The organism is Parabacteroides sp. merdae-related_45_40 (genome assembly GCF_001915675.1).
The window spans coordinates 53,478-76,026 of the sequence record NZ_MNQY01000042.1 but is presented as its reverse complement, the minus strand read 5'-3'; the positions used below and the strand labels follow the sequence as shown (position 1 = coordinate 76,026).

The window sequence follows — 22,549 nt, the reverse complement described above, 5'->3', positions numbered from 1 at the left end:
AAGCAGATTGCAAAACCGATATAAAGGCTAATACAATCTGCTTTCGTCTTTTTAAAGATTGGGATTAAATCTTAAGAGGATACCTTTTTCAGTGCCCTCCAACAGCTACACTCCTGTTTTAATATCTTTTAGAGATAAACCAAATCTTACTTATCTATTGTACGGGCGGGAACACCTTCGAAAGTCATTTTAACAGGATTTATAAATCCGTTCTCATCGAAAGTCATCCGGTCGATACAAGTCACACGGTGGTCGCGAGTATTGTCGTTCAGCGGGCGGCGATGGTAGACGATATAATAATCTTCAGTATTCGGAACATGCAATACGGAATGATGCCCGGCTCCTCGCGCGATTGTCGAATCCTGCTGGAGAATCGTGGCGATACGATTGAAAGGTCCGAAAGGCGAATCGGCAATCGCATAAGCGACACAATAATCGGGACCTGTCCAGCCCCCTTCGCTCCACATAAAATAGTACTTACCGTTCTTCTTGAACATGAACGGACCTTCCACATATTTATCCGGTGTCACTTCCTTGTAGACCGTCCCGTCTTCAAAAGGAACCAACCCGGTGAAATCGTCGTTCAGGCGAACGACATTACAATGTCCCCAACCGCCGTAATACATATAGTAGCGGCCATCATCGTCACGGAAAACGAACTGGTCGATCGGCTGTGCCCCGTTTACGATCTCGTTGATAAGCGGTTTGCCTAACAGGTCCTTATACGGACCTTCCGGGCGGTCGCTGACGGCAACCCCGATTCCTCCTACTTCACCTTCATGCACGTCGTTGGCCCCGAAGAAAAAATAATATTTGCCATCCTTATGGATGATAGACGGCGCCCACATGGCTTTCTTCGCCCATTTCACGGCGGAGGTATCGAGCACAGATGAATGTTTCGTCCAGTTCACCAAATCCTTGGATGAAAAACAGTCGAAATAAGTCTGCTTCTCATACGCATCGCTCCAGGTCGGGAAAACCCAATAGGTATCACCATAAATGATCCCTTCCGGATCGGCATACCAGCCCTCGAATATCGGATTACCACTGGTCACGACATCAGCAACAGCCTTCTGTTGCTGTTTCGGCTGTCCGCACGAAACTAATGCGGCAGCACACAATAGCACATATAAACTTTTTTTCATTTATGAGTTAGATTTTTTCTGTTCCATATTCTTAGCCAGCCCTCCTTCGGATGTTTCCTTATAGAGACTCGGCAGGTCGTTTCCGGTCTGACGCATCACTTCCACCACCTGGTCGAAACTTACCCGGTGCTTGCCATCGGAGAAATTGGAGAAGGTATTCGCATCCAGCGCACGGGCTGCCGCAAAGGCATTGCGTTCGATACAAGGAATCTGTACCAACCCGCAAACCGGGTCGCAAGTCAGTCCCAAGTGATGCTCCAGCCCCATCTCGGCCGCATACTCGATCTGTGCAGGCGTCCCCCCGAACAACTGGCTGGCCGCAGCAGCTGCCATCGCACAAGCCACACCGACCTCTCCCTGGCATCCTACCTCGGCCCCGGAAACGGATGCATTCGTACGGACCACATTACCGAACAACCCGGCTGTCGCCAACGCACGCAAGATACGGGAGTCACGGAAGTCGCGGGACTCTTTCAGATGGTAAAGCACAGCCGGCATGACACCACACGAACCGCAGGTCGGGGCCGTCACGATCTTGCCTCCGCAAGCGTTCTCCTCGGAAACGGCCAGAGCATACGCATAGACCATCCCACGGCTTTTGATACTGCTGCCGTAACCTTTGGCACGGATCATATAGTCGGATGCCTTACGCCGGATTCCCAGACCGCCGGGCAAGATGCCTTCGGCTTCGAGGCCGTTACGGACTGCTTGTTGCATCACTTCCCATACTTCGGCCAGATAGTCCCATATCTGCGGACCTTCGCACTGTTCGACATATTCCCAGTAGGAATGGCCGGTTTTTTCACACCAGGCCTGTATATCCTTGATAGTATGCATTTCGTAAACCTGGCCCTGCGTCAACTCGTTGTAGGTTTCGTTTGCCAACGTCCCTCCCCCGATACTGTAAATCGTCCAGTTATCCAGTTCCTCTCCGCTTTCGTCAAACGACTGGAAGAGGATGCCGTTCGGATGAAAAGGCAGGAACACCTTCGGTTCCCAAGTGATATTGGTCTTGGCCACCGGGCTCAACACTTCGAGAATTGCCGCATCCGTCATGTGGCCTTTTCCTGTAGCCGCCAGGCTCCCATAGAGCGTAACATTAAAACGTACGGCTCCCCGATTACGTTCCAGGAACATCCGGGCAGCACGCATCGGCCCCATTGTGTGGCTACTGGACGGCCCGTGACCGATCCTGTATATTTGCTTGATCGATTCCATTGTTTTGAGATTTATGAGTTATCATTTGTAATTTATGATTTATAGTTTATGCATTGATGATAAATTATAAATCTTTTCACACTTTCAAAAATATATTCCGCTTATAAAGCAGCCACAAAATTACATAAATAATCAATGCGTTCGACGCTGCAATCAAAGCCGGATAATAATTTCCTGTATATTGTTCGAGGCCATGAAAAAGAGAAGTTCCTATACATCTGAAACTAATCACGTTAGCCAGCATATAGGCCACGATCGAATTCATGCCGTAGACTTTCAACCAAGTCAGGTTCTTCCGGTGTCCCTTATAATCGATCCAATAATAGAACAAGCCCATCAACAGGAAACAATAGCCACTGCTGACCAACACCATCGAGCTCGTCCATATCTTCTTGATCACCGGCAACTGCAAGCCCCACAGCCAGCCCAGCGCAACCATTATCACACCGATTCCTAACAGCCATTGCCATTTGTGCTTCCGGTCCATTCCGCTCTTCAAGATATGCCCGGCAAAAACTCCGGTCAGCACCGTCACGCCAAAGTTCAGGCTGCTTAATATCCAGGTATAACGATAAGATTCGGCAAATACGATCTGTCCGTTCTCCACAACAGCAGCATCGCGGAATCGTCCCAGGACCGTACGGTCCACCCATTCCGCCAGGTTACCGTCCGGCGTGTAGTTGCCACCTCCATAACCATCGATCGTAATAAATTGCATGGCTCCCCAATAGGCTAACAACAAGGCGACCGCCGTCCCGATTTGCACGGACAGACGCACATGCAGGAACAGCATTGCCGAAATCAGATAGCCCATCGCAATTGCCTGCAATGTGTTCGAATAAAGATAAATCCGGTCCGGGTCCAATCCTAAAAGATTTCCCTGGCACATCATACCGAAGATCCAGAGCAAGGCCACCCGCTTGACGATACGACGGTAGACCGCCCATTTATCCGGCATCACTTTATATCGGGAAAGGGCGAACGGCATCGACACGCCCGCCATAAACATGAAGAGCGGCATCACCAAGTCCCACGAAGAGAACCCCTCCCACTGCACATGCGAGAAGCACCACAAAAAATCGTTATACCAAGGCGCATCTATCGCACGTCCGAGAGGATGCAGAACCCCTTCCAGCGCCACCAGGCAAAACAAATCGAAGCCACGTAACACGTCGAGCGACTCCAGGCGTTGATAAGATGGTTTCATGATGATTTATGATTTATGATTTATGATTTGTATAAAAAAAGATTTCAGATTTATGTTTAATGTTATGTTTTCTGGTCATAAATCTGAAATCACAAATTTCTTCACACTTTCAGGAAAATTCGTTGACGGTACAGGAAGTACAGGAATCCCCAGCAAACGGCAATGTAGCCGATCGAACCGGCTAAAGGCTGCGCGGCTTCCGGCATCCATCCGACAAGTCCGCCAAACAGGCCTTGGGATGTATAAGAGAAATCGATGAATTTTTGCGCCAAATAGATCGTAATCGAATTAACCCCGATCACCTGGAAGAAGAAAGTCCATTTCCGCCATCCCAACACATCGACAATGTAATAAAACAGGGCGAACATCCAAACCGAATAGGCTCCGACAACGCAGACAAACGAACTGCTCCACAGCTTTTTGTTGATCGGGAACACCAAACTCCACAACACCCCCACCAACAGTAACAGCACACCGGCCAACACCAAGCCTGCCACCTTCCGCTTGTCCGTCAATCCCTCTTTACGCAACTTGATAAACTCGCCCGTAAACATTCCCAACATAGCCGTCACAATCCCCGGTAACGTGGACAACAACCCTTCCGGGTCAAAAAATCCTTGATGCAAACGCCCCGGCAACAACAAACGATCCACATAGCCGACCCAGTTGCCTTCCAGCGTGAATGGTCCGACCTCCGCACCCGGCACAGGGATAAAAGCTATCCAAACCCAATAGCCGACCAAGATCGTCCCGGCTATCCACGCCCTGACTGAAGTCCGGAAATGCACGAACAGCAAGGCGGCAAACATCCATCCCAACCCAATACGCGCCAAGACGCTGGCGCAACGAAGGTTCGCAAAGTCAAACTGTAGCAATCCGTTATAGACACATCCCAGCAACACCAGCGTAATTCCTCTGCGGACAATCCTTTTATAGATATCCGACTCGCTCTTCCCCTGTTCGCGCTGCTTTTCCAACGAGAACGGAAACGAGATGCCGGCAATGAACAGAAACAGCGGAAAAATCGTGTCGTGGTGTGTCAACCCGTCCCACTCCACATGATCCATCTGTCCACCTATCGCCTGAAAAAAAGAATTCGGAAACAACGTTGCCAACGCAACGAAAAGAGAAGCCCCTCCCATAATAAAGAACATATCAAACCCCCTCAGGGCATCCAGCGACAGCAGTCGCCGGGACTGTTTTTGTTTTTCCATATATACAATATCTTTTTAAGTTTACTTTGTCGATCAAGTTTGCAAAGATAGGTCTTTTTTCAACACAAGCAATTTATACAAGAAACCTCGTTTCTTCAGATACCCTAAAAATTTTCATTCTTTCCCCAACAGTGAAAATAAATTTTCCATCACATGAAAATTTATTTCCCCACTATGGAAAATTTATTTTCATGCGATGGAAATTTCTCTTTCATGCAATGGTATCAGAACAACGTTCCCAACCGAAATTTTCTTCATACCGGTCGAAGAGGGGTTCCTCTTCGATATTGTATTGACGGAGCAAATCGCGTACGTATAACTGGTCTTCGGGAGTAAAACAACGCTCCTTACGTTTCAAACGGTAAAAATGAGTCGTCCCGAAATATTCTCTCATCTCCCGCCGTATTTCTTTAGCCTGACGATAAGGGATATTGTCCAACAGGTGCTCCATGCCATAGGCATTTTTCAACGGGCTGTCGTCCATAAACCCGGAACAATCGCCATCGGGGACAACACGTTCCGGGTTGATCGCTCTCACCGCCCAACGTTCTTTCGGGATATGCCGCGACACCTGATGACGCAGACAGGTGGAAGCATGTAGGCATTTCCCGTTAAAACAAAGTGCAAAGTCGTTCGGAACCAAAGAATAATCTAATTTGTCTAACATGGTATTAATGTATTGATATTAGACAAAGGTACTCACAGATCCGGCGGAAAGCAAACATTTACACTCAAAAAATGATCACAACAACAATGACTATAGGCGAGATGAGGGAGTTCACCGTGCCAACGGCTGCCATTTCATATAAGTTCCGGTTCTCCACAACCACTCCATCGGTCCATAACGGAACTTCTTCAGCCAATAATGGCTGAACACTATCTGAACACCCGTATAAGCAAGACAAACCAATACGCTCAAGAAAACACCCAGATGGCTCCAATCCAACCCGAAACCGGAAAAAATAAAGACACCGATCACGGACTGCGCGATATAATTCGTCAGGCCCATACGCCCGTAACTGACTAACGGTGCCATCGCCCGCTGCACCTTCTGCAAACGGTATCCCTCCATCACCACAATTACCCATAGATAAGCAGTCAACAGGTTAATCAGATTAGTCGTCGTCGAACTCATCCACGAATAAAAAGAGACCTCTCCCCAAGCCACAGGCGGAAGATAAGAACGCGCCACATAGAGCAGTCCCAATCCTGCGAGGGCAAGCAAGGCCCAGCGGTTCAGCCGGCCACGAAACTCGTCCATACGTGAAAAGTCCCAAGGTCAAGTAAATACGCCCGCTCGACACCTGGAAGCGCATTTTTCCGACGATCCCGTCCCAAGCGTTACTCTCGATCGTTTCAGACAAGGTCGGGACTTTCCGAGGACCTGCCGGACGGGAAGCAGGCCTTTCGGCAACACGTTCCACCTGCTCGACCGCCGGAGCCGTCAGGCTTTTATAAGCTACCGGGACAAGTGTCGCCCCCCCTAAGAAAAGAAACAGCGTAATCCCTGCCAACAGCTTGGTCGGCCATTTATACATCAACACCAAAACAAACCCCAGTATCGCATATATCAGCAAAATATCCACCCGGACAATCAAGCCGTGTAAATAATCGATCGCCAACAAAAGAACCAGCCTCCACAAAAAACGTGGACGGAAGTCAAGTCCTTTCTTCGCCGCCCGATCCATCTGGATAAAGAAACTTAAACCGAACAGGCAAGAGAAGATAATGAAGAATTTCCCGACGTCATCGTCCCCATAGCTCCAAAATGTTGCATAGAATGAATCAGGCAAATGCCGATAAGAGAAAAGCCACGCAAGGCATCGATCACTGTAATACGCTCTCCGGGAGCAAGCACTGTTTTTGTTGTTTCCATATTTTCAAATTTCAGATTTGATTTTTATTCGTTTTCTTCCGGGAACAAAATTACAGGGCATCACTCGAACAGAAGGAATACAAATTACGGTTTTGTGGATATTTTTTACTGTAGAACGGCTCTTGGTTCGGAATGAATCACATAGTGACCTGTTTTAGGATTCAAGAGAAACAAGATTGTAAATTAATTCGTATGTTTGCAGCCGTAACCTAAAAAAATAAAGACAATGACAGTAATCATTTTAATAGCAGTGATCGTGATCCTGGCAATCTGGATCGTTTCTTTGTATAATTCGTTAGTGAAATTGCGCAACAACCGCGAGAACGCATTTGCCGACATCGACGTACAGCTCAAACAACGCCATGACCTTATCCCACAGTTGGTCGAAACGGTCAAAGGCTATGCCTCACACGAGAAAGAGACCCTGGAACGCGTCATTAACGCCCGTAACGGAGCGATCAGCGCCAAAACGATCGACGACAAGATCATGGCCGAAAACGTCCTGACTTCCGCTCTTGCCGGATTGAAGATCACGCTCGAGGCCTATCCCGATCTGAAAGCCAACCAGAACTTCTTGCAGTTGCAGGAAGAAATTTCCGACCTGGAAAACAAACTGGCTGCCGTGCGCCGTTATTTCAATTCGGCCACGAAAGAGTTGAACAACGCAGTCGAGACATTCCCGTCCAACCTGATCGCCGGTATGTTCGGTTTCAAGAAGGAAGTGATGTTCGACCTGGGCGAACAACGCGCGACACTCGAAGAAGCACCTAAAATCAAGTTCTAAGGATGCAATACGTCGGTATACAAACCCAACAGAGCAGGAACAATTTCCGGTCCCTGCTCCTGCTTTGCTTGTTTCCCTGCCTGGTAATGGGATTGCTTTTTGCGTTCTGCTACCTGCTCCACCTGTTGGCAATGAACGACGACGGCCTGACGGGGGCCGAACTGCTCGGATATTCCACCGGGATGTTCATCCATTTGGCGCCATACGTATTGGGAGGTGTACTCATATGGTTCATCATCGCCTATTTTGCCAATACAAGCATCATCAACTCGGCAACCGGCTCCGAACCTTTGTCGAGAATGGAAAACAAAAGGGTATACAACTTAGTGGAAAACCTATGTATGAGCCAGGGAATGAAAATGCCCAAGATCAATATCATCAACGACGATTCTCTGAACGCTTTTGCAAGCGGCATCAACGAAAGGACTTACACCGTCAGCCTCTCACGGGGGATCATCGACAAGTTGAACGACCAAGAACTGGAAGCGGTCATTGCACACGAGCTGTCGCATATCCGCAACAAAGACGTGCGCCTGATGATCGTATCGATTGTCTTTGTCGGCATCTTTGCCATGCTCGCACAGATGGCCATGCGTTCCGTCTACTACTCGTCGATGAGCCGCAGGAGAGACGAGAAAAACAACACTGCGATCATCATCGTCTTAGTCATGGTTGTTGCAGCCATCGGTTATTTCTTCTCCATGCTGATGCGTTTCGCCATCTCGCGCAAACGGGAATACCTGGCCGACGCCGGGGCTGCCGAGATGACCAAGAATCCGCTCGCCCTCGCCAGCGCACTACGGAAAATCTCGGCCGATCCCGACATCGAAGCCGTCAAACGAGAAGACGTAGCCCAGCTTTTCATCCAGCATCCGGGCCAACAGGCCAAAAGCGCACTGAACGGTTTAAGCGGACTTTTCGCCACTCATCCACCCATTGAAAAGCGGATACAAGTACTCGAACAATTCTAAATTTAATCAAGATTTAATATCCCTAATCATTCCAATCCCGGCATTAATTTAATATCTTTGATGCCGGATAAAAATAAGTGTTGGAAATGATACAAAAAGAATTGACCGGCGATCTTAAGCTGAAATGGGATCGCATACAACAGGCGATGCGGAAGATAAATGCCGACGGATGCCTGCTTACCGTGGATGTAAATCTGTATTACACAACCGGACGTATCTATAGCGGCTATTTCTATCTTCCTGCGGAAGGTGCTCCGTGGTTCTTCGTGAAACGGCCGAACGGACTGGCAGGCGATCATGTCGAATACATTCGCAAACCGGAACAGATGGCCGAGCTCTTCGCGTTCTACGGACTGGAAATGCCGGAAAAGCTTCTGCTCGAAGCCGACGAACTGACATACAACGACTATATACGTCTGCAAAAGATCTTCAATCCGAAAGAGACCGGAAACGCAACCGCAATGATGCGTGAACTGCGCCGGATAAAGACACCGTACGAGATCGAAATGTTCCGCATCTCGGCCGAACGCCACGCCAAGACATATGCCGAAATTCCCGAATGTTTCCGCCCCGGAATGACTGATCTCGAATTCCAGTATGAAATAGAAAAACGGATGCGCAAGAACGGTTCCATCGGACTGTTCCGCGCCTTCGGAGCTAATATGGATATCTTTATGGGAAGTATCCTGGCGGGAGAAAACGCCGAAGTCCCCTCGCCTTTCGACTTTGCCTTAGGTGGTAGTGGTATCGACGCTTCCTGCCCGTTAGGTGCAAACGGAACGCCTCTGAAAGAAGGGACAGCCATCATGGTAGACATGGCAGGAAATTATACGGCTTATATGACGGATATGACACGTGTGTTCTCCGTCGGCCACCTGACCGAGCTTGCTTACCGGGCACATCAGACAGCCCTCCTTATCGAAAGCGAGATCGAGAATATCGCCCGGCCGGGCACACCTTGTGCCGAACTCTACGAGATAGCCGCCAAAATCACCGAAAGCCAGAGACTTGGCGCATACTTCATGGGGACCAAGCAACAAGCCAAATTCGTAGGGCACGGCATCGGCATCCAGATAAACGAGCTGCCGGTACTTACGCCCCGCTCGAAAGACATGCTGGAACCGAACATGGTATTTGCACTCGAACCGAAATATGTGATACCGGGTATCGGCGCCGTCGGCATCGAAAATAGTTTCCTGGTTACGGAAACCGGACTGGAGAAGATCACGCACTTCACAGAAGATATCATACAATTAGACAAATAAATCATAAATCATAAATCATAAATCATAAATCATAAATCATAAATCATAATGAAAAAAACAATCTCACTTCTCCTGTTACTGTCTGTCATCTTCATGCCGGTAAAGGCACAAGATGTAGAAAACGTAAAGCCGGTGAAGAATGTCATTCTTCTAATCCCGGACGGGACATCACTGGCTACAGTCTCTATGGCGCGTTGGCTGCAATGGTATACCAACCCCGACAAACCGAAATTGAACATCGACCCGTATCTCTGCGGAACAGTCCGCACGCATTCTTCGAATGCCCCGATCGGCGACTCGGCTCCTACGACTTCCTGCTACATGACAGGACAACCCAGCCGTACAGGCTACGTTTCCACCTACCCGGAGAACGACGGTGACAACGATATCTACCCGACCGATCCGGCACGCGCTTTCCAACCGCTGACAACCGTCCTGGAAGCTGCCAAAATAAAACAGGGCAAATCAACGGGACTGGTTTTCACCTGCGAATTCCCGCATGCAACACCGGCCGACTGCTCCGCCCACAGCTACAACCGTGGCAAATATGAATGGATCGCTCCGCAGATGGCTCACAACGACCTGAACGTCGTGATCGGTGGCGGCGCCAGCCTGCTTCCCGAAGAGAGCGAAGCCTACCTGAAAGGTAACGGATACGGTATTTTCAAGAATGACATCGACGGTATGCGTAATTACAAAGGCAACAATATGTGGGCTTTGTTCGGAGATCGGGAAATGGCTTACGACATCGACCGAGATCCGAGCCAACAGCCATCCTTGGAAGAGATGACACGCAAGGCAATCGAAAAGTTATCCCAAAACCCGAACGGTTTCTTCCTAATGGTGGAAGGCAGCAAGGTCGACTGGGCTGCCCACGCGAACGATCCGGTCGGCATGGCCACGGATATGTTGGCTTTCGACCGTGCTTGCGGTGCTGCCCTCGAATTTGCCCGTCAGAATGGCGAGACTGCCGTAGTGATCGTTCCCGATCATGGTAACAGCGGTATCAGTATCGGCCGTGCCGACTGTAAAGGTTACGATAAACTGAGCAAGGACCAGTTGTTTCATCAGCTTTCTTTGTATAAATTGACAGCCGAAGGCTTTGCCAAGAAAGTGAACAGTGTACCGAATTCCGAAGTGCAAAACGTCTTCCGGGAATATGCCGGCTTCGAACTGACACCTGAAGAACTGGATGCCTTGAACCATTGCAAGAATTACAAAAACAGCCCGATCCCGGAAAATGAACGCTCGATCGAAGGCAAAGGCTCTTTATACAGCAGTTCGCTGACGACTTTCATGTCCAAGCTGCTTACCTCCAGAACCTGTTTCGGTTTCACAACTGGCGGCCACACAGGCGAAGAGGTGTTCCTTGCAGCTTACCATCCCGACCGTACAAGCTTACCTCTCGGTATGCACACGAATATCGAACTGAATCATTATCTCTGTGCCCTGTTCGGCATGACACACGACACGCTGGAAGAACTGACAGCCGGAAACTTCGCTCCTCACACGGAAGTATTCAAAGATTTCAAATGTGAAATCGTTCCGGCTAAAGACGAGAAAGGTTCTCCTTCACTGGTCGTAAAAAACAAAAGGAAGCAGATCAACATCACGCCGTTCAGCAACATCGTGACGATCGGAAAGAAAGGCCGGGAAGAAATCCGCCTGAATTCGGTAATCGTATACGTTGACAAAAACAATACATTCTACTTGCCGACCAAACTGGCAGAATATCTGCAATAAAAATAGAGAAGAGGGTGGTGTGCACACCACCCCTCTCTCGTGAAATTTATCTTCCCCATAAACCTGTCTTCCTCCTCCAAACGCCCTATTTACATAATACACGGCAATAAGTTATAGTTATTTGTTTTTTTTCAATCATTCTTTTCTTAAAATATCTATACTGTATAAATATGGAAGATTTATATAGACATTCAGACAAATAAAACCGCTCTTTTTAAGGTACATTTGCGTCATTTTTAATGAATAAAACGAATATGACAAGAGCAAATGCAAAATGGATACGGCTGATGGCAGTTATCGGCTGTACGACTATGTGGATGGCATCCTGCAAACATGCACCGGATGCACAGATGAAAGCATCTTACGCGACGATGAAAGTTTCTACGGCAAACAAAGAGCTGACAACCCCTTATTCGGCCACGATCCGCGGTCGCCAGGATATAGACATTTATCCGCAAGTATCGGGAACGATCGAAAGGCTTTGTGTAACCGAAGGAGAGGTCGTACGGAAAGGACAATTACTTTTTGTTATAGACCAAGTTCCTTACAAAGCTGCTTTAAAGACAGCCCAGGCAAATGTGGAAGTGGCAAAAGCAGCTTTAGCTACAGCCGAACTGAACTACAACAGTACTAAAGAATTATTTGCGAAAAAAGTCGTTTCCGCTTTCAACCTGAAAACAAGCGAAAACAGCTATCTGACGGCCAAAGCACAACTGGCGCAGGCGGAAGCACAAGAAGTGAACGCCCGCAACAACCTGTCTTATACGGAAGTCAAAAGTCCGTCCGACGGAGTTGTCGGTATGTTGCCTTACCGTGCCGGAGCATTGGTCAGCGCCAGTATTCCCCAACCGTTGACAACTGTTTCCGACAATTCGAACATGTATGTTTACTTCTCCATGACCGAAAATCAATTACTGGCTATGAGCCGCCAGTACAAAAGCATGGACGAAGCGTTGAAAAACATGCCGGAAGTGTCGTTGAAACTGAATGACCAGTCTATTTACGAACAAAAAGGAAAGATCGAATCGATTAGCGGAGTGATCGATCGGAAGACCGGGACAGTCGGCGTACGTGCCGTATTCCCCAACGAATCCCGCCTGCTTCATAGCGGAGCCTCCGGCAATGTGCTCATACCGCAAACTTATAAAGACTGTATCGTAATTCCTCAAGGTGCAACAGTCCGTTTGCAGGACAAGACGCTTGTCTATAAAGTGGTGGATGGGAAAGCTGTTTCCACATTGATTACTGTAGCTGAAATCAACGACGGTCGCGAATATATCGTACTTGACGGATTGAAGGTTGGCGAAGAAATCGTATCCGAAGGAGCCGGGTTAGTACGCGAAGGAACGCAAGTTAAATAAAGGATCGAAGTATGAAAGGAAATATATTTATCAAACGGCCTGTTATGGCCATCTCCATCTCCATTCTTATTTTGGCGATCGGACTAATTTCGCTCTTTACCTTGCCGGTCGAGCAATATCCTGACATTGCGCCGCCTACGGTCCACGTATCGGCAACCTATACCGGAGCGGATGCCAATGCGGTGATGAACAGTGTTATCATGCCACTGGAAGAAAGCATCAATGGTGTGGAAAACATGATGTACATGACTTCAACAGCAACCAATGCCGGTTCGGCAACGATCGAGGTATATTTCAAACAAGGGACAAACCCCGATATGGCAGCCGTCAACGTACAGAATCGTGTAACGAAGGCACAGGGTTTATTGCCTGCTGAAGTAACCCGTATCGGTGTCAGCACTCAAAAACGACAGACCAGCTTCCTGCAGATCGACGCACTTGTCAGCACTGACGGACGATTTGACAAGACCTTTCTCGGAAACTACCTCGACATCAACGTCATCCCACGTATCAAACGTATCGAAGGCGTAGGTGACGTAATGGAGTTGGGTGATACCTATAGTATGCGTATCTGGCTGAACCCCGAACGAATGGCCCAATACGGCTTGGTTCCATCGGATGTGACTGCTGTATTAGGAGAACAGAATATCGAGGCTCCGACCGGTTCGCTGGGTGAAAACTCGAAAAACGTTTTCCAATATACGATGAAATATCGTGGACGCTTGAAGAGCGTAGAAGAATTCCAGAATATCGTCGTCCGTGCTCAGGAAGACGGTTCTGTCTTACGCCTGAAAGATGTCGCTAAGGTTGAGTTGGGAACATTGAGTTACGGTTTCGACAGCCAAATGGACGGCAAACCAGCCGTGACATTCATGATTTACCAGGTAGCCGGTTCCAATGCTACGGAAGTCAACGAACGTATTGCCGCCGAATTGGAAAAGATGAAAGAAGAATTGCCTACAGGTATGGAATTCATCACGATGATGAGCTCCAACGACTTCTTATTTGCTTCTATTTATAATGTAGTCGAAACACTGATCGTGGCGATCATCCTCGTAATCCTCGTGGTGTATTTCTTCCTGCAAGACTTCAAGAGTACCTTGATCCCGTCTATTTCAATCATCGTTTCGTTGATCGGTACATTCGCCTGTCTGACCGCAGCCGGATTCACGATCAACATTCTGACCCTGTTTGCCCTGGTGCTTGCCATCGGTACGGTAGTGGATGACGCGATCGTAGTGGTAGAAGCCGTACAGGCGAAATTCGATGCGGGTTACACCTCGTCCTATCAAGCAACGAAAGATGCGATGGGTGACGTGACGATGGCCGTTATCTCTTGTACCTGTGTGTTCATGGCCGTGTTCATACCGGTAACTTTCATGGGCGGTACTTCTGGTATTTTCTACACACAATTCGGTGTGACGATGGCAACCTCCGTAGGTCTTTCCATGATCTGTGCATTGACGCTCTGCCCCGCCTTGTGTGCTATGATGATGCGCCCGAGCGATGGAAACAAGAGTGCCAAAAGTTTCAACGGACGTGTACGTGCAGCCTACAATGCCTCTTTCAATGCCGTGTTGGGCAAATACAAAAAAGGCGTCATGTTCTTTATTCACCACCGCTGGATGGTATGGGCCGGAACGATCGCATCCATTATTCTGCTGGGATGGCTTATCAGCAATACCAAAACAGGTCTTGTCCCGCAAGAAGACCAAGGGACCATCATGGCAAACGTGGCCATTGCTCCGGGTAGCACATTGGAAGAAACGGGCAAGGTGCTGGACAAAGTAGAGAATATCCTGAAGAACACGCCCGAAGTAGAACACTACGCCCGCGTAGCTGGCTACGGCTTCCTGGCTGGTCAAGGTACTTCCTACGGTATGGCAATCATCCGTTTGAAAAACTGGGATGAAAGAAAAGGGGCCGAACATGTTTCTGACGCAGTAGTAGCCCGCCTAAACGCACAATTCGCCCAAATCAAAGAAGCGCAGATATTCTGCTTCCAGCCGGGTATGATTCCGGGCTACGGTCTGGGTAACTCTATCGAGTTGAACTTGCAGGACCGTACAGGTGGAGATATGAGCACTTTCTACGGCAACGCCATGCAGTATATCGGAGCTTTAAACCAGCGCCCAGAAGTTGCAATGGCTTATACTTCTTATGCAATGAACTTCCCGCAGATATCGGTCGATGTGGATGCAGCCAAATGTAAACGAGCAGGCATTTCACCTTCGACGGTTCTCGACGTATTGGGTAGCTATTGTGGTGGTGCATACGTTTCCAACTACAACCAATTCGGGAAAGTATACCGTGTGATGTCACAAGCCTCACCTGAATATCGTCTTGACGAACAAGCCCTGAACAACATGTTCGTCCGCAACGGGACGGAAATGGCTCCGCTCAGCCAGTTCGTAACCCTGAAACGGGTACTCGGACCTGAAGTATCCAATCGTTTCAACCTCTTTAGCTGTATCACGGTCAATGTGAACCCGGCACCGGGATATTCCACGGGTGAAGTACAACAGGCCATCGAGGAAGTGGCTGCCCAAATGCTGCCGACAGGATACGGGTACGAGTATGGCGGTATGGCACGTGAAGAGGCCAATACGGGAGGCTCGCAGACACTCTTTATCTATGCGGTCTGTATCTTGCTTATCTACTTGATTCTGGCTTGTCTGTACGAAAGTTTTCTTGTGCCCTGGGCCGTTATCCTGTCTGTTCCGTTCGGTTTGATGGGTTCATTCCTGTTTGCCAAACTGTTTGGATTGGAAAATAACATCTACTTGCAGACCGGTGTAATCATGTTGATCGGACTTTTGGCCAAGACGGCGATTTTGATTACTGAGTTCGCCATCGAACGCCGTCGTAAAGGGATGGGGATCGTCGAATCGGCTTATTCGGCCGCACAAGCCCGTTTACGTCCGATTTTGATGACCGTACTTACGATGATCTTCGGTATGCTTCCGCTTATGTTCGCATCCGGAGCCGGAGCCAACGGTAACAGTTCATTAGGAACAGGTGTTGTCGGCGGTATGGCAGTCGGGACATTGGCATTACTGTTCGTCGTGCCGGTATTCTACATCATTTTCGAATACATGCAAGAAAAAATCCGTCCGCCGATGGAAGTTGAAACCGATATGCAAGTTGCGTTGGAAAAGCAAAAGAGCCAAACCGAACGTGACGGTTTAAACAATGAAAATAAATAAGGTATGAAGAAAATAATCGTATTAACAACCGCAACCGCCCTGTTGAGCAGTTGCGGCATATACACCAAATATCAACCGGCCGAGACGACTCCGGACAACCTGTACGGAGAAGAGGTGGCTGTCGATGATACGACCAACTTCGGTAATGTGAACTGGCGGGAACTTTTTACGGACCCGCAGTTACAGGCTCTTATCGAACAAGGGTTACAAAACAACACCGATCTCCGGTCCGCCCAATTGCAGATCGAGGAAGCGGAAGCGGCGTTAATGTCGGCAAAACTTGCTTTCCTTCCTTCGTTCGCACTTTCCCCGCAAGGAACGATCAGCAGTTTCGACGGTGGGAAAGCGACAAAGACATACACGCTGCCAGTCACAGCCAGTTGGGAACTGGACATCTTCGGACGTCTGCGCAATGCCAAGCAACAGGCCAAAGCACTGTATGCCCAAAGCAAGGACTACCAGCAGGCTGTGCGTACCCAGTTGATCGCCGGGATCGCCAACGTATACTATACATTGTTGATGTTAGATGAACAGTTAGCCATTTCGCAACAGACAGAAGAAGCCTGGAAAGAGACGGTGGCTTCTACCCGTGCATTGATGGATGCCGGATTAGCCAACGAGGCGGCCACTTCCCAAATGGAAGCGGCTTACTACAGCGTACAGACTTCCATTCTTGACTTGAAAGAGCAGATCAACCAAGTCGAAAATAGTCTCGCCCTATTGCTCGCTGAGACACCGCGCCGCTACGAACGTGGAAAGCTGGCCGACCAGCGGCTCCCGGAAGACGTAGCAGTCGGCGTACCGATGCAAATGTTATCGAACCGTCCCGATGTACGTGCTGCCGAACGTTCGCTGGAACAAGCATTTTACGCGACCAACCTGGCTCGTGCCGCTTTCTATCCTTCCATCGTACTGAGTGGAAGTGCCGGATGGACCAACTCGGCAGGGAGTATGATCGTCAATCCAGGCAAATTCCTGGCTTCGGCAGTCGGCTCACTCACACAACCGTTGTTCAATAAAGGACAGATCATGGCCCAATACCGCATCGCCAAAGCACAGCAGGAAGAAGCAAGCCTGTCTTTCCAGCAAGCCTTGCTGAATGCCGGCAGCGAAGTCAACGACGCTTTAGTCGCCTGCCAGACAAGCAAGGCCAAGACCCTTTTGTTCGAAAAGCAAATCCAATCCTTGGAAAAAGCATTGGAAAGCACCTCGTTGCTGATGGAACATGGTACGACGACCTATCTGGAAGTGCTGACCGCCCGCCAGTCCTTGTTGAGTGCACAGCTGTCACAAACAGCTAACCGGTTCACCGAGATACAAAGCGTGATCAACCTTTATCAAGCTTTAGGCGGCGGTAGAGAATAAGAAAACATTTTTTATCCATAAAAGCCAAAAACCTTCTAAACCGGACCTTTTACCTATTCCATAGGACCTGTTTCAGAAAAAGTATCCAAACTTCAACGAAACAGGTCCTTTTTTATCAAATGAAAAATAAGCGGAGCCATGACATTGTCTATTCATTTTTTTATACTTTTGTGGGCATAAGACAGAATATACACAACAATGAAAAGTAAAAGTTTAGTTTCTATCGATCAATGCTCCAAAGAGGACATTCTTCGTATTCTGGATAACGCCAGGAAGTTTGAAGCAAATCCGAACCGTAAGGTGCTGGAAGGCAAAGTTGCAGCGACCTTGTTCTTCGAACCCTCCACCCGCACACGTCTGAGTTTCGAAACTGCGGTGAACCGGTTGGGCGGCCGTGTGATCGGTTTCTCCGACGCTTCCACGACTAGTTCCTCCAAAGGCGAAACACTGAAAGATACCATTCTGATGGTAAGCAACTACGTCGATCTTATCATTATGCGCCACCATTTGGAAGGCGCCGCCCGTTATGCATCGGAGGTTACGGACGTGCCTATCATCAATGCCGGTGACGGAGCAAACCAGCATCCCTCCCAGACAATGCTGGACCTCTATTCCATTCAAAAGACACAAGGCAAGCTGACCGATCTCAACATCACAATGGTAGGCGACCTGAAATACGGACGTACCGTACACTCACTGATAGTAGGTATGTCTCATTTCAACCCGACATTCAACTTTATCGCACCAAACGAACTTCGCATGCCAGATGAACAGAAGAACTTCTGCGACAAACATGGCATCAAATACAACGAATATACCGAATTTACGGAAGACATCATCAACCAGACGGATATTCTGTACATGACTCGTGTACAACGCGAACGTTTCACCGACCTCGAAGAATACGAACGTGTAAAGAATGTGTATATACTGAAGAATGACATGCTGAAAAACAGTCGCGAGAACTTGCGCATCCTGCATCCGCTGCCTCGCGTGAACGAAATCGCTTATGATGTGGACGATAATCCGAAAGCCTATTATATCCAGCAGGCACGCAACGGACTGTTCGCCCGTCAAGCCATCATCTGCGAAGTGTTGGGCATTTCCGTTGAAGATTAAGAATCCCGTTTCCTGATTTTCAACTTTCAATTATCAATTTTCAATTATCAAAAGTTATGTCAGCAGAAAAGAAAAAAGAATTGCAGGTCGCCGCTTTAGAGAACGGTACTGCCATTGATCATATTCCCCCCAGCCAGTTGTTTAAAGTAGCCAAATTACTGGGGCTGGAAAACATGGACAATACGATTACGATCGGCAACAATTTCCACAGCAATAAAATGGGCAGTAAAGGCATGATCAAAATCTCCGACAAGTTCTTCTGTGACGAAGAGATCAACCGCATCGCCCTGATCGCCCCAAACGTGATCCTGAACATTATCCGCGATTACGAAGTGGTGGAGAAAAAGACCGTTACCTTACCAGACGAACTGGTAGGGCTCGTAAAATGCAACAATCCGAAATGCATTACCAATAATGAACCAATGCCGACTCGTTTCGATGTAATCGACAAAGAAAAGGGTACAATCAGATGCCATTATTGCGAACGCAAGATTAATAAAGAAGACATCATCGTTAAATAATTAACAATCGACAATGGACAATCGACAATTATTTGTCGCAGTCTTTTAATTGCCCATTGTCAATTACCAATTGTCATGAAACACGACTGGAAGCCCGGCACGATGATCTATCCGCTGCCAGCAGTAATGGTTAGTTGCGGCTCTGAGCCTTCAGAATACAATATTATCACTGTCGCGTGGGTGGGTACGATATGTACTAACCCACCGATGTGTTATATCTCCGTCCGTCCGGAACGTCACTCCTACCCGATCTTGAAAAAGAACATGGAATTTGTGATTAACCTGACAACCCGCTCTTTAGCATACGCAACAGACTGGTGTGGTGTCAATTCCGGCAAAGATCATACTAAGTTCGAAGAGATGAAACTGACGCCAGGAAAAGCCTCAGTCGTAAATGCTCCAATCATCGAAGAATGCCCGCTCTGCATCGAATGCCGGGTAAAAGAAGTAATGGCATTAGGCAGCCATGACATGTTTATCGCCGATGTGGTAAACGTGCAGGCCGACGACAAATATCTGGACCCGGAAACGGGAGCTTTCGATATGCAGCGTGCTGACCTGCTGGCTTATTCACATGGCAAATATTACGGATTGGGCGACTTTGTCGGTAAATTCGGCTGGTCGGTCAGAAAGAAAAAATAGTCATGAAGAAAATTTACCTTATATTGCTGATACTTCCATTCTGTTTCTCGGCCAACGCCCAGAAGTTTATCAAGATCGAAGACAAGACATTCAACTGGGGAGGAAAAGTCGGAGTCAATGCCGCGCTCCCGATTGTCAAATCGTTGACGATAGACAATCAGGAGATGGAAGACATACGTCTGCAATATAAGGTAGGTTACCAAGCAGCTGTGTTTGCACGAGTCAATATCGATCGTTTCTATATTCAACCCAGCTTGGCATGGCAATATACGGAAGGTGACATACGTTTCAACATACCACAGACGGAAAACAGCCTGCCTGACGGGACAAACACCCAAATGCCTATCGGCAAGAACCGGATTACTTATAAGTCCGCCACGCTCGAAGTTCCGGTGATGATCGGTTATTATCTGGTAAAAGAAGGTCCGTACGCATTAAGCATGATGTTCGGCCCCAATATCAAATACAACTACAAAACGCGCTACAGTACAGATATGACAGACAGACCCCGCGAGTTTGAAGACGACAATACCCCTTTCGGCATCAGCATAGCCGCCGGGCTGGGAGTCAGTATCTGGCGTCTGTTTCTTGACTTCAGTTATGAATTCGGTTTGAACGAGGTAGCTTCCGATTTCCGTGAGATAGGTACCGAGGCCAACCAGAAAGGGACTCTCAACATTGAAAAACGAACAAACATAATGAGTTTCTCACTCGGTTTCCTGTTCTGATTCAGATTTTCATTGTTAAACCATCAAAAAACATATCAGATGAAAAAAGTCAAGATTACGGTATTAAAAACTACTTTAGATGAACAACTGGCCCGCGAATACGGCGCCGAAGGACTGACCGCCTGCCCCATGCTGAAAGAAGGACAAGTTTTTTATGCTGATTATGCCAAGCCGGAAGGTTTTTGTGACGAGGCTTGGAAAGCGATTTACCAATATGCTTTTGCGTTGTCACATGGTGCCGGAAAAGAAGTATTCTATTATGGAGACTGGATCAGAAAACCGGGAGTTGCCATCTGCAGTTGCAATGACGGATTACGCCCTGTCATATTCAAGCTCGAAGCGACGGACGAAGAGTCCGAGATAGACTACACGCCTGTCCGTTGACCAAAAATCAGGATGTATACCCTTATCCTGTAAAAATGGTACTTATCCCCGTAATTCATATACAATCCGAACCAGCCTGTCACAGTAACTTTGTATCTGTTCCTCCGGAACATTTTTAATAGCGATTTAAACTAATATACAAGTATGGCAAAAAAAGTATTGATCTTATCATCCAGTCCCCGCCGAGGCGGCAACTCAGACACACTCTGTGACGAATTTATGCGTGGTGCGGCAGAAAGCAATCATGAAGTGGAAAAGATTTTCCTGAGAGACAAAACAATCCATTACTGTACGGGATGCAGTACATGCAGTCTGTACCAGAAGCCATGCCCTCAAAAAGACGACGCGGCAGAAATCATCGAAAAAATGGTGGATGCCGATGTGATCGTAATGGCTACCCCAGTCTATTTCTACACAATAAGCGCTCAAATGAAAACCCTGATAGACCGCTGCTGTGGAAGATACACGGAGATGAATGGCAAGGAATTTTATTTCATCGTAACGGCAGCCGAAGACGACCGTAAGAAAATGCTCCGCACGATCGACACTTTCCAGGGATTCCTGGACTGCCTGGAAGATCCCGTAATAAAAGGAACCGTGTTCGGATTAGGCGTTTGGCACAAAGGAGAGATCAACGGAAATCCCGCCATGAAAGATGCCTATCAAATGGGAAAACAGGTTTAAGCGATTGCAATGACAGCCCTTTTCAAAGCATATATGTTTTGAATGCAAAACATATATGTTTCGTTTTCAAAACACCGGTGTTTTGAAAAAGGAATCCTTTACTGCAATAAACTTCATGCCTCCATGAGCGGTTATATATACAATAACAACATAAAATTTAAAAGCTATGGGATTTTTATGGTACATTATCATAGGTATAGCAGCCGGCTTTCTGGCCGGTAAAATCATGCGGGGCGGTGGCTTCGGAGTAATAATCAATCTGATTTTGGGAATAGCCGGCGGTGTATTGGGCGGCTGGGTATTCGGATTACTCGGAATTGCAGCTTCCGGTATTATCGGCAGTCTGATTACGGCGACAGTCGGAGCCATTCTGATGTTATGGATCGCTTCGTTGTTTAACAAACGAAATGTAGATTAATAACAACAGGACATATAGGGTAACGCAAATCCACCCAATTGGCAAGATCTGCGTTACCCTGTTTTTTCTATGGGAACACATCCTATTTCAACACAACCAATACCTTGACCGGGCCATGTGCACCCAATACAAGAGCCTGTTCTATATCAGCTGTTTTAGAGGGGCCTGAGATAAAAGCACCGAAATCGTATGTCATGTTTTCCGTCCGTTTATAGGCTTCATGCATATTGTTCACGATCGAATTGCGGTCTATCAGCATAACCAGGCTGTTGGAGATAAAATACAATGCCTTATGCTTTACCTGGCGGGTAATCCAGACAGCCCCGTTCTCGGCTACACCAAAATGGCCTTCCACGATGGCAAGGTCTGTATTGTCCAACTCACGAGGATCGTCGAGATCGTCCGGATTAAAGGTGGCACAGGTAATACTGGACAGATTGGAGGCGATACGGATTGCATCAGGAAAATGGTGACGAATAATATCGTTGATATCGTCTCCAGGCTGCATCAGGACGACTTGCCCCCCAGCAGCTTTCAGAGAGTCGGTAAACTGGAGGATTTTATCTTCGTAAGTGATGGCATCCAGCGTCAGTTCCGGCATATCGTAACGTTTGCCGGTGTGACGACGGATAGCAGATAATATATCGTTTTTGCTACTCATTGTCGTATCATTTTAAGGGCAAGCATACTTCACCCCT

The 22,549-nt window shown here is 47.9% G+C and carries 22 protein-coding genes; 14 read left to right on the top strand and 8 right to left on the bottom strand.

Features of this window, described 5'->3' with window-relative positions; translation table 11 throughout:
• Positions 1 to 146 precede the first annotated feature (146 nt).
• From BHV83_RS04680 to BHV83_RS04650, 7 genes are all read right to left on the bottom strand, one after another.
• On the bottom strand, positions 147 to 1,145 hold the full coding sequence (locus tag BHV83_RS04680; RefSeq protein WP_005648840.1) for a glycoside hydrolase family 43 protein: 999 nt from the start codon (positions 1,143 to 1,145) through the stop codon (positions 147 to 149).
• Positions 1,146 to 2,363, bottom strand: coding sequence for an L-serine ammonia-lyase (locus tag BHV83_RS04675; protein WP_005638314.1), 1,218 nt, complete (start codon positions 2,361 to 2,363; stop codon positions 1,146 to 1,148).
• Positions 2,364 to 2,439: 76 nt separating this feature from the next.
• The gene (locus BHV83_RS04670) at positions 2,440 to 3,570 is read right to left on the bottom strand and encodes an acyltransferase family protein (protein ID WP_119216531.1); all 1,131 of its coding nucleotides are present in this window, start codon (positions 3,568 to 3,570) and stop codon (positions 2,440 to 2,442) included.
• Between the two features lie 101 nt (positions 3,571 to 3,671).
• Complete coding sequence (locus BHV83_RS04665; RefSeq protein WP_119216532.1) at positions 3,672 to 4,784, bottom strand: acyltransferase family protein; 1,113 nt, start codon at positions 4,782 to 4,784, stop codon at positions 3,672 to 3,674.
• A 211-nt stretch (positions 4,785 to 4,995) separates the two neighbouring features.
• On the bottom strand, positions 4,996 to 5,451 hold the full coding sequence (locus tag BHV83_RS04660; protein ID WP_005638317.1) for a DUF6078 family protein: 456 nt from the start codon (positions 5,449 to 5,451) through the stop codon (positions 4,996 to 4,998).
• A gap of 111 nt (positions 5,452 to 5,562) precedes the next feature.
• Entirely contained in the window at positions 5,563 to 6,009 is a 447-nt protein-coding gene (locus BHV83_RS04655) for a DUF418 domain-containing protein (protein WP_286756529.1), read from the bottom strand.
• Positions 5,900 to 6,577, bottom strand: coding sequence for a DUF418 domain-containing protein (locus BHV83_RS04650; protein WP_286756527.1), 678 nt, complete (start codon positions 6,575 to 6,577; stop codon positions 5,900 to 5,902). The genes BHV83_RS04655 and BHV83_RS04650 overlap by 110 nt, the downstream gene beginning before the upstream one ends.
• Positions 6,578 to 6,886: 309 nt before the next feature.
• On the opposite strand from BHV83_RS04650, the gene BHV83_RS04645 reads away from it, so the two are divergent.
• The 14 genes from BHV83_RS04645 to BHV83_RS04580 all read left to right on the top strand — a co-directional run bounded on the left by BHV83_RS04645 (position 6,887) and on the right by BHV83_RS04580 (position 21,851).
• Positions 6,887 to 7,444 (top strand): LemA family protein, encoded by a 558-nt coding sequence (locus BHV83_RS04645; RefSeq protein ID WP_005638322.1) that lies wholly within the window; start codon positions 6,887 to 6,889, stop codon positions 7,442 to 7,444.
• 182 nt (positions 7,445 to 7,626) lie between these two features.
• Entirely contained in the window at positions 7,627 to 8,415 is a 789-nt protein-coding gene (locus tag BHV83_RS04640) for a M48 family metallopeptidase (protein WP_370686451.1), read from the top strand.
• 86 nt (positions 8,416 to 8,501) lie between these two features.
• A complete protein-coding gene (locus tag BHV83_RS04635; protein WP_005638327.1) occupies positions 8,502 to 9,680 on the top strand; it encodes a M24 family metallopeptidase in 1,179 nt (392 codons plus the stop codon).
• A 48-nt stretch (positions 9,681 to 9,728) separates the two neighbouring features.
• Complete coding sequence (locus BHV83_RS04630; RefSeq protein ID WP_122205608.1) at positions 9,729 to 11,423, top strand: alkaline phosphatase; 1,695 nt, start codon at positions 9,729 to 9,731, stop codon at positions 11,421 to 11,423.
• 254 nt (positions 11,424 to 11,677) lie between these two features.
• A complete protein-coding gene (locus BHV83_RS04625) occupies positions 11,678 to 12,784 on the top strand; it encodes an efflux RND transporter periplasmic adaptor subunit (RefSeq protein ID WP_039850068.1) in 1,107 nt (368 codons plus the stop codon).
• 11 nt (positions 12,785 to 12,795) lie between these two features.
• Positions 12,796 to 15,990, top strand: a complete 3,195-nt coding sequence (locus BHV83_RS04620) for an efflux RND transporter permease subunit (protein WP_022321592.1) — start codon at positions 12,796 to 12,798, stop codon at positions 15,988 to 15,990.
• A gap of 3 nt (positions 15,991 to 15,993) precedes the next feature.
• Positions 15,994 to 17,355: an efflux transporter outer membrane subunit gene (locus tag BHV83_RS04615; RefSeq protein WP_122205609.1), complete on the top strand. Its 1,362-nt coding sequence runs from the start codon at positions 15,994 to 15,996 to the stop codon at positions 17,353 to 17,355.
• Positions 17,356 to 17,553: 198 nt separating this feature from the next.
• Positions 17,554 to 18,474, top strand: a complete 921-nt coding sequence (gene pyrB, locus BHV83_RS04610; RefSeq protein ID WP_005638580.1) for an aspartate carbamoyltransferase — start codon at positions 17,554 to 17,556, stop codon at positions 18,472 to 18,474.
• 56 nt (positions 18,475 to 18,530) lie between these two features.
• Complete coding sequence (gene pyrI / locus BHV83_RS04605; protein ID WP_005638582.1) at positions 18,531 to 18,995, top strand: aspartate carbamoyltransferase regulatory subunit; 465 nt, start codon at positions 18,531 to 18,533, stop codon at positions 18,993 to 18,995.
• A 75-nt stretch (positions 18,996 to 19,070) separates the two neighbouring features.
• The gene (locus BHV83_RS04600) at positions 19,071 to 19,637 is read left to right on the top strand and encodes a flavin reductase family protein (RefSeq protein ID WP_005638584.1); all 567 of its coding nucleotides are present in this window, start codon (positions 19,071 to 19,073) and stop codon (positions 19,635 to 19,637) included.
• A 2-nt stretch (positions 19,638 to 19,639) separates the two neighbouring features.
• Positions 19,640 to 20,365, top strand: coding sequence for a porin family protein (locus BHV83_RS04595; RefSeq protein WP_005638586.1), 726 nt, complete (start codon positions 19,640 to 19,642; stop codon positions 20,363 to 20,365).
• Between the two features lie 39 nt (positions 20,366 to 20,404).
• Entirely contained in the window at positions 20,405 to 20,749 is a 345-nt protein-coding gene (locus BHV83_RS04590; protein WP_005638588.1) for a TIGR04076 family protein, read from the top strand.
• Positions 20,750 to 20,893: 144 nt separating this feature from the next.
• Positions 20,894 to 21,433: a flavodoxin family protein gene (locus BHV83_RS04585; RefSeq protein WP_005638590.1), complete on the top strand. Its 540-nt coding sequence runs from the start codon at positions 20,894 to 20,896 to the stop codon at positions 21,431 to 21,433.
• Positions 21,434 to 21,599: 166 nt separating this feature from the next.
• On the top strand, positions 21,600 to 21,851 hold the full coding sequence (locus BHV83_RS04580; protein WP_039850049.1) for a GlsB/YeaQ/YmgE family stress response membrane protein: 252 nt from the start codon (positions 21,600 to 21,602) through the stop codon (positions 21,849 to 21,851).
• Between the two features lie 82 nt (positions 21,852 to 21,933).
• Here BHV83_RS04580 and BHV83_RS04575 read toward each other — a convergent pair whose 3' ends face one another.
• The gene (locus BHV83_RS04575; RefSeq protein WP_005638596.1) at positions 21,934 to 22,512 is read right to left on the bottom strand and encodes a LutC/YkgG family protein; all 579 of its coding nucleotides are present in this window, start codon (positions 22,510 to 22,512) and stop codon (positions 21,934 to 21,936) included.
• Positions 22,513 to 22,549 lie beyond the last annotated feature (37 nt).